This window comes from Paenibacillus agilis (assembly GCF_007786455.1).
Taxonomy (GTDB): domain Bacteria; phylum Bacillota; class Bacilli; order Paenibacillales; family Paenibacillaceae; genus Paenibacillus_B; species Paenibacillus_B agilis.
This window is the reverse complement of record NZ_VNJK01000001.1, coordinates 1,984,130-1,997,131: the sequence shown is the minus strand read 5'-3', so window position 1 is coordinate 1,997,131 and position 13,002 is coordinate 1,984,130. Positions and strand designations below refer to the sequence as shown.

10 protein-coding genes are annotated in these 13,002 nt (G+C 42.4%); 2 read left to right on the top strand and 8 right to left on the bottom strand.

Annotation, left to right across the window (positions count from 1 at the left end):
- Nucleotide 1: 1 nt before the first annotated feature.
- Both nikA and FPZ44_RS09025 read right to left on the bottom strand, forming a co-directional pair.
- A complete protein-coding gene (nikA, locus tag FPZ44_RS09030; protein WP_144989423.1) occupies nucleotides 2–1,549 on the bottom strand; it encodes a nickel ABC transporter substrate-binding protein in 1,548 nt (515 codons plus the stop codon).
- Nucleotides 1,550–1,825: 276 nt separating this feature from the next.
- Nucleotides 1,826–3,046, bottom strand: a complete 1,221-nt coding sequence (locus FPZ44_RS09025; RefSeq protein ID WP_144989421.1) for a lytic polysaccharide monooxygenase — start codon at nucleotides 3,044–3,046, stop codon at nucleotides 1,826–1,828.
- A gap of 418 nt (nucleotides 3,047–3,464) precedes the next feature.
- Here FPZ44_RS09025 and FPZ44_RS09020 point away from each other — a divergent pair, with 418 nt between their 5' ends.
- Nucleotides 3,465–4,391: a patatin-like phospholipase family protein gene (locus tag FPZ44_RS09020; RefSeq protein WP_261378264.1), complete on the top strand. Its 927-nt coding sequence runs from the start codon at nucleotides 3,465–3,467 to the stop codon at nucleotides 4,389–4,391.
- 133 nt (nucleotides 4,392–4,524) lie between these two features.
- Here FPZ44_RS09020 and FPZ44_RS09015 read toward each other — a convergent pair whose 3' ends face one another.
- The gene (locus FPZ44_RS09015) at nucleotides 4,525–5,400 is read right to left on the bottom strand and encodes an AraC family transcriptional regulator (protein ID WP_144989420.1); all 876 of its coding nucleotides are present in this window, start codon (nucleotides 5,398–5,400) and stop codon (nucleotides 4,525–4,527) included.
- Between the two features lie 173 nt (nucleotides 5,401–5,573).
- Between FPZ44_RS09015 and FPZ44_RS09010 the strand changes: the two genes are divergently transcribed.
- Nucleotides 5,574–7,838: a GH92 family glycosyl hydrolase gene (locus tag FPZ44_RS09010; RefSeq protein WP_261378263.1), complete on the top strand. Its 2,265-nt coding sequence runs from the start codon at nucleotides 5,574–5,576 to the stop codon at nucleotides 7,836–7,838.
- A gap of 239 nt (nucleotides 7,839–8,077) precedes the next feature.
- Here the strand turns inward: FPZ44_RS09010 and FPZ44_RS09005 are convergent, their stop codons facing one another.
- The 5 genes from FPZ44_RS09005 to FPZ44_RS08985 form a co-directional block, all read right to left on the bottom strand.
- Nucleotides 8,078–9,565, bottom strand: coding sequence for an ABC transporter substrate-binding protein (locus FPZ44_RS09005; RefSeq protein ID WP_144989416.1), 1,488 nt, complete (start codon nucleotides 9,563–9,565; stop codon nucleotides 8,078–8,080).
- A gap of 249 nt (nucleotides 9,566–9,814) precedes the next feature.
- Complete coding sequence (locus FPZ44_RS09000) at nucleotides 9,815–10,765, bottom strand: D-2-hydroxyacid dehydrogenase (RefSeq protein WP_144989414.1); 951 nt, start codon at nucleotides 10,763–10,765, stop codon at nucleotides 9,815–9,817.
- 139 nt (nucleotides 10,766–10,904) lie between these two features.
- On the bottom strand, nucleotides 10,905–11,345 hold the full coding sequence (locus FPZ44_RS08995; protein ID WP_144989412.1) for a hypothetical protein: 441 nt from the start codon (nucleotides 11,343–11,345) through the stop codon (nucleotides 10,905–10,907).
- On the bottom strand, nucleotides 11,291–11,455 hold the full coding sequence (locus FPZ44_RS27090) for a zinc ribbon domain-containing protein (protein WP_144989410.1): 165 nt from the start codon (nucleotides 11,453–11,455) through the stop codon (nucleotides 11,291–11,293). The genes FPZ44_RS08995 and FPZ44_RS27090 overlap by 55 nt, the downstream gene beginning before the upstream one ends.
- 262 nt (nucleotides 11,456–11,717) lie before the next feature.
- On the bottom strand, nucleotides 11,718–12,875 hold the full coding sequence (locus FPZ44_RS08985; protein WP_261378262.1) for an AI-2E family transporter: 1,158 nt from the start codon (nucleotides 12,873–12,875) through the stop codon (nucleotides 11,718–11,720).
- Nucleotides 12,876–13,002: the final 127 nt, after the last annotated feature.

Genomic DNA, 13,002 nt, shown 5'->3' with positions numbered 1-13,002 from the left:
GCTACTTCACATCCATTTTGTTCGTGATGATATAATATTCCTCCGCTCCTGGCGCCCAATTGTGAACACGTTTATTTACACCAACTAAAATATTAGGGTAAATAACATAGGAATGTGGGACTTCCTTTTGAATCAAAGAGACTGCTTCTTTTGACAGCTTCATGCGGGTATTCGGATCTTCTGTTGCATTAAGCTGATTGAGGAACGGCATCAATTTGTTCACTTCTATATTGCCTGGATTTAAGGCGCCTCCTTGCTGATAAGCAGCGTTAAGGAAGTATCCCCCATCTCCTCGCGGAGCTGATAGACTGCTATAAGTGGCTATGTCCCATTGATCGTTTTCTTGTAAATGTGCATCAACGTTCTCTACAATCTTAATCTCAACCTGAATCCCAATCTTTGCTGCCTCTGACTGGAACAATTGAGCGATTAGTGTAAGTTCCGGACGAGTCTTATACGTAATGAGCTGGATGCTCATTGGCACACCATTCTTCTCAAGTTTGCCTTCCACATTCGGTTGATACCCCGCTTCATGAAGGAGTTCCAATGCTTTGGCTGAGTTAAATGCAGTAACTTCACCATCATTTCCAAAAGGCAGTGTCTTCGGGAAAGGTCCGTTGGCTGGCTGTGCATGGCCAAACATAATTCCTTCCACCACCGTTTTACGATCAACAAGCAAATCAAGAGCCTTTCTTACTCGTATATCTTGCATATGCGGCCGTTTAGCATTGTAGATCAGATAGTGAACGCGCAGGCCGGTAACTGACTTCACACTCAAATTGTCATCATGCTCCAAAGCTGCTATTGATTCGGCAGGCAGCTGATAGGCGATGTCTGCCTCATTGGACTGAAGTGCCATCATCCTCACATTTGCATCCTCATTAAATTGGAATGATACTTCGTCAAACATGGCAGGCGTATCCCAATATCCCTCGTAACGAACTAATTTAGCTTCACGGTTAGGGGCAAATGAAGCAATCTGGAATGGCCCCGTCCCTATAGGCATATCGTTGAATGACAAGGTACCCACTTTAGCCTCTGCAGCTGTACTGATAATCGAAGTGTACGGATTAATGAGTTCAGACGGCAGTGCTGGATTAGGTTCTGATGTGACAATCGTGAGCTCCTGTCCCTTTGCTTCCATAGAAGCTATTTTTAACCCTCTGGAAAGGGAATGATTGGCCTTCAACGAACGTTCAAGCGATGCCTTTACTGCTGCTGCATCCATTTTCAACCCATCATGAAACGTCACATTGTCTCGAAGTACAAATACCCATGTTTGCGGGTCTTTCAATTTCCATTCCTTTGCCAACCATGGACTCGGCTTCATTTCGTTATCGAGCTTTACCAGCGTCTCTACTGCGCCCGCTCGCAATGGTGCCCAGCTATTATGCGGATCTAACGTATTGACCGAAAGATGGTACATCATTGTTAGCTTTTTCAAATTCTTTATCGTGCTATCGTCAGAACCTCCCGTGCTGCAACCCGTAATCAAAAGTATCAAACCTAGAAATAACAATATTTTTGCTTTATGCTTGCTGCTATTCATGTAATCCTCCTCCATTTTCTTATTCGTAATTTTTACGATTAAACAAGGTTATAATATCCATTTCATTTCAGTATGTCAACAAAAAAAGTCTGTTAGCGTTAGCCAACAGACTTTCTAAGTAATGAATGGACTGCATTCTTATGCAAGAACACCGCATAGAATAGTACGATTTTTCCCACAGCTGTAAACGAAAAAAAAAAAAAGAACCTCCAACGCCAACAAGGCATTGAAGGTTCTTCGCTTGATTCTATCATTCTCCCCTAAAGAGCGTGGTAACTACTTAACGACTTTCCATACGCCAGCTTTACCAGGCTCTTCCCCTTGTGTCCACCAAGATGCTTGGTAAGTAACACCGTTAAATGTTACGGTTGCACCACCTACATAAGCTTTTTTAGCGTTCCACTCAAGCGTTACATTGCTAAGCAATTTCCATGCATCAGAATTGTCAGGAGTGTTGCCTTGTGTCCAATAAGCAGCTTGATACTCCAAGCCATTGTATTGAACTTTATCTCCGCCTACATATACTTTCGTTGCATCCCAAGCAGGAAGTGTGCTTGGACCACCAGGATTTGGGTTTCCTGGATTCGGGTTGCCAGGGTTGCCGTTATCGCTCGGAAGCGTTGTAACGGACACAGCACTGGACAGTGGAGACTTCTTGCCTGCTGCATCAACCGCGCGAACCGTATAGCTGTAAGCCGTGCTAGCAGTCAGACCATTGTCAGTAAATGTCGTTTGATTAACCGTGTTAACCAATGTTCCATTGCGGTATACTTCGTAAGCTGCTGCTTTTGCAGAAGCTGTCCAGTTGATTTCAACGCTAGTTGCGGAAAGAGCTTTACCTGCAACATTTTTCGGAGCTGCAATCGGTTCTACCGGAGCAGTTCCATCGTTTACAAGATTAACGTCGATAACTTGGTAGAAAGCATTTGGTGTATCTGCAATTTCCCACACGCCAAGAATCAAGTGGTAGCCACTGCGGTCACTTGGAACTTCGCATTCATGGGATGTAGTTTTAGATGGCTTCTTACCACCATCGTAATAGTAGCAGAATTGGTCCAAATCAGCACGAGTCAACGGCTTGTTCGGGTTCCAATCTTTTTTCGTAATGTAATATTTCCACTCTTTTGTAGCATGTGCAGCTGTCAAATTCCAAGTGAACGTTTGCTTGCCGCTGTTCAACGTATGTTTCTGCCAACGTTCAGCCGTTTGCTCGAACATTTCTGGGAAGATGCCTCCACCCGTAATTTCACCGTCTTTTGGACCAGCAACTGGGAAGTTACCAATCGCCTCCACACTTTGCGGTTCATATTGAATCGCACCGCACTTCGTGTTAGTTCCTTGCTTACACATATAAGCACGGCTGGAAGGTGACTCAATGTAACCATGCGCCGATGCTTTTTCAGCTACAGCTAAAGAACCTAGACCCAATAAGAACGCCGTTCCGAGTACGACCGATACTCCTTTGAACATGCTTTTCAATATACCTTGTTGCTTCATAACGTAATCTTACCTCCTACAAGTATGGTTTTTTCTGATAGGCTGCTATGCTATGTATCCCCTATCACTTAGCATATGAACTTGTGCTATCCGACCTCCTCTTGTATGTCATTTTATCGTTCACATTTGTCATTGTATTACATTCCATGTCAATTTAACGTAGTTCTAACTCACCAAATTTCTATCTCGTTCTACTTATTTCTGCAAGAAAACTTGTAAATTTTTGCTCAATCCGATCACATTGGCTTACAAATATAGGATTAAGGTATGATATATTACTTAGCCTCACTAATATTTAGTGTAGAAGACTAGTTTGTTAAGTCTCAACTCTTTCAATTTCTGAAGAAGGAAATTACTCTACTAATATCCAATTAATCTATAGCCTTACTAATGTTGTCTAACCTATTGGAGGTGGGAGATGATGCAGGTAGATGCTGTATTCGAAGGTGGCGGAGTGCGAGGAATTGCCTTTATCGGTGCCATTGAGCAAATAGAAGCAGCCGGCTACATGTGGCGGCATATCGCAGGAACATCAGCTGGGTCAATCTTCGCTGCGTTATTAGCAAGCGGCTACACATCTAACGAGTTAAAAGATCTGATGTATGGATTAGATTACACGAGCTTGCTGGGTCGCAATTGGCTGCACCACATCCCTATTGCAGGTCAGGCTATCCCAATGCTCCTCTACTCTGGCATTTATAGCAATACGGTATTAGAGCAGTATATGACGACTTGGTTGCATCAAAAAAATGTCCATACCTTTGCTGATCTTCCCCAAGGCAAGCTGAAAATTATCGCTTCTGATGTTAGCAGCGGCAACCTTATCGTATTTCCTGATGATCTCGCCAAGTACGGCTTCACACCTTCCGATTTCCCTATTGCAACCGCTGTTCGTATGAGCACGAACATCCCCTTTTTCTTTCGGCCGTATCGCTGGCAAACTCCCACGAATGTAAAACCATATTATGTCGTGGATGGAGCGCTGCTCAGTAATTTTCCTATTTGGATCTTTGATGTGGAAGATACACCTATTTGTCCAACCTTTGGATTTCGGCTGTCAGAGAAAAAAATCTTCACTCCACACCATCCGATAGAAGGACCTTTTTCATTGTTTAGCGCAATGTTCAAAACGATGCTGCAAGCTCATGATCAGAGGCATGTGGACAAGCATGGAGAGAGTCGCACCATGTTTATTCGCACGGGTCATGTCACACCTACGGACTTCGATTTAAGTGAAGAGGATCGCGTTTATTTGTACGAGGAAGGTAAAATTGCTGCACAACAGTTTCTTAAACGATGGGACTTTGAGGAGTATAAGCAAAAGTTCCGTTCGAATATCGTATAAATAGAATTCCTCCGCTAGAAGTATGTCATTAATGATCATTTGTTCATAATATATGCCGATTATCGGATAGATAATCGGCTTTTATACCGTTAACTAGCAAGCACACGATGCTTGGGCGCATCTTTTAATCCTCTTAATTCAAGAGAATATTTTTACTCTTGCGATAGGCAGTTGGTGTCATGTCCATTCTCGTTTGAAACACACGAATAAACGTTGGATATGACTTAAAGCCCGCTTCGTAACCAACTTCAGTTATTTTCATATCTGATCCAATCAATAGATTGCAGGCATGGGCAACACGAATCCGCTCTAAGAATGAATAATAGTTCTCCCCGACCATCTGCTTAAAGGAAATACTAATATAAGAGACACTGTAATTAAACTTTTTAGCAAGCATCTCAAGCGTGATATCTTCTTTGAAGTTCTGATACACATAGTGTATAACTTCCCACATTCCTTTGCGATGAGTCAACTCATGCGCCAACTTCTGTCTTAAGCCTGCCTGGGTCTGCCGGAAGCGATCGAATATAATAAACAGCTGCATTAACTTAGCCAAAAACATCATTCGGTTCCAAGGTTTCTCATCCAGCACTTCTTCATGCATTTCTTGAAGCAATGCCAACACTTGATTGCCGGTTGATTCATTTAATTTATAGGTCGTGTTCTCATCATCTTCAGCCTGCTTAAGCAAGCTGTGCAAGGTCAAAAATGAATCCCCTTCCCCGAAAAATGCTTTTAACCCAATGGCACCTACATAAAGAAATAATTCCTCTCCTGGCTCGATATCAATCTCATGCACTTGATGAGGAAACAGCAATGTAAAAGTTCCCGGTGTTAATTCTTTCTCAATTCCATTGATCATTTCTTTCGCTTTGCCCTTAAACGTATACGTAAACTCAATAAAATGATGGACATGAGCAGGCACTGGTTTCGTTAAATGATGAATTTTCAGAGTAAATGGGAAATCTCCGTATATTTCTTCGTCGCCATGTAAATTGTGCGGGATCAATCGATATCACTCTTTTCCGGATCTAAGTTGTCAATGATTGTTTTCCATTTCATTTTATCATCAAAAATGATAGAAATAATAAAAATTTGATAGGTGAAATCAACTAATTCTCTCTACAATTATAGTAGTACTTTCGATGCAATAGCCTATTTTCGATACAATGATATTTATCATTGTATCTTGATTATAACATCCAACAAAAGGGAGCGACCTATAAAATGAGTTTACTTAAACATGTTAATCCTTTGCAAGGTACTGATTCCATTTATCCCTATTCTAACGGTAACACATTACCGCTAACTTCCATGCCTTTCGGTATGAATGCATGGGCACCGCAAACGACAGAAGCTGGCGGTGGCTGGTGGTTTAGCCCGAATCACAATCGTTTGGAAGGCATTCGTCTTACCCATCAACCTAGCCCATGGATTGGTGATTATGGTCATATGGCATTTATGCCGCAAACAGGACCTGTAAAAGTATGGGCACCTGAACGTTCTTCTTCTTTCCGTAAACAAGATATGATCGTGAAGCCAGACTACTTCAAAGTAAACCTCCTTCGCTATCAGACGACATTAGAATTGACGCCGACAACTCGCTGTTCCAGTATGCGTATTAGCTTCGGTCAAGCGGATCAGGCACGTATGATCGTGTCTCCATTCCCAGGTGAGTCCTTCATGTCGATCAATGCGGAGAAACGTACTTTGACAGGTTATACAACGGCAAAAGCAGGCGGGACGCCTGATAACTATCGCATGTACTTCGTGGCAACGTTTGATTGCCCTATTATTGCAGATCAGAGCGGACTGTCTGATCAAGATAACAAGCTAGTAGCTGCGCTTACGATGACAGGTGAACGCGTTGGCGCTTATGTTGGGCTGCAATTGCCAGAGAATCGCATCGTTGAAGTTCGTGTCAGCACATCTTTCATTAGCGAGGAACAAGCTTTCATCAACCTGCAGCGTGAAATTGGCAGCCGCAGCTTCGATGAAGTACGCGCATTGGCAACAGAAGCTTGGGAAAAACAGTTAGGTGTCATTGAAGTCGAAAGCGATGACCAAGATAAGCTGGATACGTTCTATACTTGTTTGTATCGTACATCTTTGTATCCGCATACAACTCACGAATATGATGCACACAACAATCAAATTCATTACAGCCCTTACAATGGCATGATCGAAACAGGCCCAATGTTTGCTGACATTGGTTTCTGGGATACGTATCGAACATCATTCCCATTGTACAACTTGCTCTACCCTTCCTTCATGAACGAAATGATGCAAGGCTGGGTAAACGCTTATAAAGAAAGCGGATGGATGCCAAAATGGTCTTCCCCGGGCGAGCGCAGCATGATGCCAGGCACGTTGATCGACGTAAGCTTCGCAGATTCCGTAGCGAAGGGTGTCACTGGATTTGATGTAGAAAAAGCATTTGACGGCTTGCTGAAGCATGCAATGACTGCTGCTGCAGATAATCGCTTTGGCCGCAAAGGTACTTCGGAATATGTGAAATACGGCTATCTTCCAGCAGACGTTCATACGCATGAAAGTGTATGCAGTACGCTGGACTACGCGTACGGCGACTTCTGTATTGCGCAAATCGCGAAATATCTTGGCCGCGAAGAAGAACACGCGCAGCTTATGGAGCGTGCAGAGAACTATAAGAAGCTGTACGATCCATCAGTTGGATTTATGCGCGGACGCTTGCAAGATGGCAGTTGGCTGTCACATTTCGACGCAACGGAATGGGGCGGCGCGTATTGTGAAGGCGGAGCATGGCAGAGCTCTTGGGCGGTCCAGCACGATTTGCTCGGCCTATCAGATATTATCGGTGGACGTGAGAGTTTCAAACAGCGCCTAGATGAACTATTTGCAGCAGCTCCTGAATTCAAAGTTGGTTCGTACGGCTTTGAAATTCATGAAATGTCGGAAATGGCTGCTGTAGATTTCGGTCAATTTGCGATTAGCAATCAGCCAAGCTTCCATATCCCATACATTTATACGGCACTAGGCTACCCTGCCCTTACGCAGTACTGGGTTCGCAAAACGATGAATGAACTATTCAGCTCTCGTCCGGACGGTCTTCCTGGGGATGAAGACAACGGCAGCTTGACAGGCTGGTATGTATTTGGAGCAATGGGCTTGTACCCGCTCAGCCCTGGTGTTCCGGAGTATGTCATCGGCACACCATTGTTCAAAAAGATGACGGTGAACTTAGAGAACGGTAAACAACTCGTCATCCATGCAGACAACAATTCGGATAGTGCAAAATATGTAGCTGGCGTGGAGATGAATGGTGAAGTAGTATCCAACCTTTACGTAAGCCACGAGCTAGTGAAAAATGGTGGAGATTTGCGCTTCGATATGACGGAGACGGCTCCAAATGTAAGCTACGACGAGTCCGCATTGCCGTATGCGATGTCTAGACCGCGTTCTTATTAAAATCAAAAACAATGTAAATCGCTGATAATAATAGAAGGTCGAGACCAGGTTACATTTGTTCCTGAGCTCGACCTTTTGCTTTAAACTTGATATCTCTTCATCCGCCCCCGTTCCCGGCCCATTGCCGCTCACGTGGACAAAATAGCATCTTTTTTAAGTGAAAAACGTGATTATTCGATAAATTTAGGACATATGTGCAGTTTTTATTGAAACCATTAGACCTAATACCCTAGTTCGAATTAATGCCCAGGCCCTTCTACGCCATACTTTTCTTCTTCTTCAAGAGAAACACCATTTTTAATTTTTTGCAGCATTTCACTTCCCTTGGTTTCCCACTCTGCCAACGCATTTTTTGCTGATTTCTTGCCAGTAATCACTTCGTTGAACATTTCATCGCCTAAATAATCAACACGGTACAAGTCTTGTTTGTTATTATATAATTCACTTAATTTTTGATCGGCAGGTATAATAAATTTCCCGCCAAAGAACGCAGCGACATTGTAATTCGACCCTGAAGCTGGCTTAATATGAGATTTGCGTGTTACCATATCATAGCTGCTGCCGCGACTGCGAACTTTCGCCCAATTGTCTCCGTTCACGTAGCGGACAAAGTCCCAAGCATCTTCAGCATTCGGTGCTTTGGCATTAATTGCAAAGATATCATTTAGGCGTACCAACCCGGATACATTAGGAGCTTCGTCATGAAATGGCATTGTCACGACATCCCATTCAAATGGCTTAAAGTTCTTAATCCTCCCTGCATTTTGCATGGCCCGAATAAGTTCACTATTCATATAGCTCAAATCTGTAATTGTCATCGCCAATCTTCCGGATATAAACAAATCATGCACGAATGGCCCCTCATTTTGAGGCATGTTTTCCATGTTCCATGCTTCTTGGCCAGGTACGATTTTATTTTTGTATAACTTCGCAATGCTTTCCCACACTTGTAGCCACTTATCCGAGTTGACTAGCATTTTCTCTGCTTTACTATCAAATACTTGAAGTTGAAGTGGACTAATATACGCATTTTTTACGTCAGAGTAACTCGTGCCACTATAAGAATTGAAGGACAATCCGTATTTACGGTCCGCTCCCTCACCTTTGCTTACGCGTTCTGCTAATGTAAGTACTTCGCTCCAAGTCATACCATCCTTAGGAAACTCTACACCCGCATCTTGGAACAGCTTCTTATTATAAAGTAATACACTGGAATTAAACGTAGGAGACAAGCCGTATACACTTCCACTTCCCAGCTCCTTGATAGCATCATTTACTACAGGTACGATGTCGGAAGTGTCGAATTTATCCTGTACCATACGTTCATCCAGCTTCGCTAATTTCCCATCCGCAGCAAGCTGTCGGAAGCTGTTGGAATCAGTAATGACAACATCAACAGCATTAGCGCCTTCTAATAGCTTTTTCCAAGCTTCTTTAACATCTGGCGCTTTCTTCTTAGGATCATGCGGCTCATATCTTTGATCCTCATAGTTTATTGCAGGAACAAGTTCAATACGGACATTCGGATTAGCCATTTCAAACGTATCAATATATTGCTGTCTCATCGAAGGGTCATTTGCCCAGCCAGATTGATAACCAATACGCAGTACACGTTCTTGCCCAGGTGGAACCACTTCTTCTTGCTTCGTACATGCTGCTAACAGCGGTACGATCAGGGTCAATGTTAATGTGAACATTAACATTTTGCGTCCCCATCCTTGTTTCATCTCTTTCACTCCTCCTCAATCTTCCTTAAATACGTATACTGCTTCATCAAATTCTGTAAATGGTGCCTCTTTGTTTTTCATTCTCGCTTAAATACTTTACCAAGGAATTCCTTTTTATTGGTTACATAAATATAAAAAATAAGGGTGTCCTTTGTCATATTTATGACGCAGAAACACCCTTATTACATGTGATACTATATTGTTGAATACTTAGGATCTAGCAGTACCTTCATTATTTCCTGGAATCTCTTAATAACCTGCTTCTAAGTCTACTTCATTTATAAGCGACTCTCCCGTCATATAACGGCTTACATTGTCTATAAAAATAGCTGTACAACGATCATTATAGCGCTTTGATATCGCAGACACATGTGGGGTAATGACACAGTTGTCCAACTTCCACAGGGATGAATCCTGCGGCAAGGGCTCGACGTGAAACACATCTAAATACGCACGTTTGAAATGCTTTTCTTCCAAGGCATAAATAAGATCCTGTTCTACTACTAGGTCTCCTCTACCTAAATTCAAGAGCACCGCTTCTTGTTTAAGCTGGTTCAGCTTAGCGATACCCAACCAATTCTCGGTTTCACGAGTCAACGGAGCAATGAGAATCATATAATCAGCTTCATTCAACGGAAGTTCTTCTGCATCAAATCGATAGATACGATCAAAGTGTTCCGCTTGTTTTCCTGATCGATTAATACCCACTGTCTTCATCCCAAATACCTTACATCGAGCTGCTATTTCTTGCCCAATAGCCCCTGTTCCTAGCAAGCAGACCGTCTTACCTTCTAACTCCTCGAAATGAATCTTGCTGTTCCACTCATTGCGCTGCTGCTGTTCATGAAGCGTTATGAGCTGTTTGGCTTCTTGTAACATAAGTCCAAATGCGAACTCAGCCATCGGCACTTTGTGAGCACCGCGCGCATTTGTCACTGTAATATTTCGATTCGCTATAGTGGATAACGGTAGTGCATCTACGCCTGAACTAAACAATTGAATCCATTTTAAGTTTGGCATTTTACTCAATAGATCCTCTGTTATACCCGTCGAATAGCTAATAAGCACCTCCGTTATTTGCAGCTGCTCAATAGAAACATCCATCAGAGAGCGGCATGTATGAATGTTTATGTGCGAATAACGAGATAACAATACCTCTATTTGATCTTCTTTCAAACGAATGGTCGTAAGTATATTCACAGCTCATTCTCCTTTCGCAATCAATCTCTAGCTATATTTTTCAGCGTATCATATCAAGCAGAGATAGAGATAGTTTATCTCTCTATAATCTATACATCATCAACATTATAATAAAACAAACACGCATGCGTGAGTCCTCTTATCGGACATGTGCATGCGCGTTGGTCGCACTGGTTGACTTGGTTATTCTAGTAAAACTAATACGAGCGAGCACCCAATAGAGAGCCCCTCCACTCATGTAGGCGATAACATCCCACGGATCTGAAACACCTCGATGATAAAGTGGCGTTACATACTCCCAAAACAAACCCACAACAAATGTAAAACCGATAATTCGCCAAATACTGTACAAGCTCATACGAGCTTGCCCGCCTATTGCACTAGCCAAATTTGCGAATGCAACAATAAGGAGTCCGCCCATTACGTCATTAAAATGACTATACAAAAAATAAGAATCCAAGCTGGGCTTCATAATTTTATTGTTCAATATGTATAATAAAATAGCTAGTGTCCCAATAACGAAATTTATTCGAATGACATGATTAAAATAGCGAGAATGACGGCTCCTACTACGCCCCAAAAAGTAATTCCTCCTCCTGTTTTTGCTTTTAAAGGTTGACCGCAGCTAGGGCAAGATTGTGCCTGACTTGAAATTCTGTGACCGCATGCTGGACATTGTGTGAGATACATTTTGTCACTCCTTATGTGTATGTATAATGTTATATCCTATTTTGTAGGACGCAACTATTATACCATCCCCCTTAATTCCAAACCATAATTTAGGTTATATCTCCATTATTTTTACGATGGTAACAATAAAAAACGTTCATCCAGCATGTTTTATGCTTAATGAACGCTCTATTTGTATGAACATGAACGAATGTGACTCCACTATTTCTATGCACGCTCTCCATTACGCTATAACCGTCAAAAAATCAATTTTCACGAAAGACTACGGCTCCAAGCGCGAGGAGATTTGACGATCGACATAGGAGTTGATTGATGTAATGATGACAGCAATGACTGGCACAGCAACGAACATGCCCATGATGCCGAATAAGCCCCCGCCTACGAATACCGCCAAGATGATCCATATTGGGCCCACTCCTACTTTGCCGCCCATGATCTTAGGGTTTATATAATATGCATCCATTTGCTGAACAGCGAATATGAACAACGTCGCCCACAGCGCCTTAGATGGCTCCACCATCAACAAGATAAAGCCGCAAGCCAGCATGCCGACGAAAGGACCAACATACGGAATTACATTGGTTATCATGACAATTAAAGCTATTAGCAGCGCAAACGGCGTTCCCATCAAAAACAGGCCGATAAATACAATGGTACCAATGACTAATGCGTCAAGTATTAATCCTACAAAATATTGCGAAAATACACGATCCACACTTTTCGTATATTCAATAACACCTTTCGCTCGCTTATCGCTCATAAAGCCGTGCAGAAGCTTTTGTGAACCAGCTGCAAACTTCTCCTTGTCCACCAGCAAATAGGCAGATACAATCAGCCCGATGACCAAGTTCAACAAGATGGAAGAGAACGAGACAATTCCACCCACGAGCATATTCAGATTACTCTGGATGATTTGTCCAATCTTCGTCGTTTTCGTTTTTAAATACGCTTCTACCTCAGCACCGATACCGGATTGAATAAACCAGTCTGTTTCGAATACATTTGTTCGCATCCATTTCTCAATGTCGACAAGAAACTTTGGTAACGCTTGTACTAAACTCGATATACTGCCGATTACAGTAGGAATAACTATGGTCAAACCAAGAACGATGGTACCCAGCACTACGGCATATACAATCAGCATGCTGATTACACGTCGAAAGCGCAGTTTAGCCAAAACGGTGCGTTCCAACCAATTAATGAGGGGTCTTAGCAAATAAGCAATAAAAAAAGCAATAAAGAAAGGGGTAAGCAGCGATAGTATAGTTTGAAATCCTTTCCAAACATGCTCAGCGTTATCAATCACCTTGTACAAAGCAAGAAAAATGATAAACAGCCCGATATAATACAATGTCTTACGATCTTTAAACATAACATGCTCCTCATTCCAGATGTTCGGTCCTTTGATACGGATGATCATAAGACTCCTCATATTAAATCTACCTAAATTCAGAGCCAAATGCAAAAGGAGGAGCCTATTCATCAAGAGCTAATTGAAAATAGAGACAAAAAAGACTGCTATCGTTCAAGAAGTTATCCTTGATACG

Excerpts from the sequence above, each read along its gene's own strand:
- nikA (WP_144989423.1), bottom strand. The coding sequence starts at position 1,549 with ATGAATAGCAGCAAGCATAAAGCAAAAATATTGTTATTTCTAGGTTTG.
- FPZ44_RS09025 (WP_144989421.1), bottom strand. The coding sequence starts at position 3,046 with ATGAAGCAACAAGGTATATTGAAAAGCATGTTCAAAGGAGTATCGGTC.
- FPZ44_RS09020 (WP_261378264.1), top strand. The coding sequence starts at position 3,465 with ATGATGCAGGTAGATGCTGTATTCGAAGGTGGCGGAGTGCGAGGAATT.
- FPZ44_RS09005 (WP_144989416.1), bottom strand. The coding sequence starts at position 9,565 with ATGAAACAAGGATGGGGACGCAAAATGTTAATGTTCACATTAACATTG.
- FPZ44_RS27090 (WP_144989410.1), bottom strand. The coding sequence starts at position 11,455 with ATGTATCTCACACAATGTCCAGCATGCGGTCACAGAATTTCAAGTCAG.
- FPZ44_RS08985 (WP_261378262.1), bottom strand. The coding sequence starts at position 12,875 with ATGATCATCCGTATCAAAGGACCGAACATCTGGAATGAGGAGCATGTT.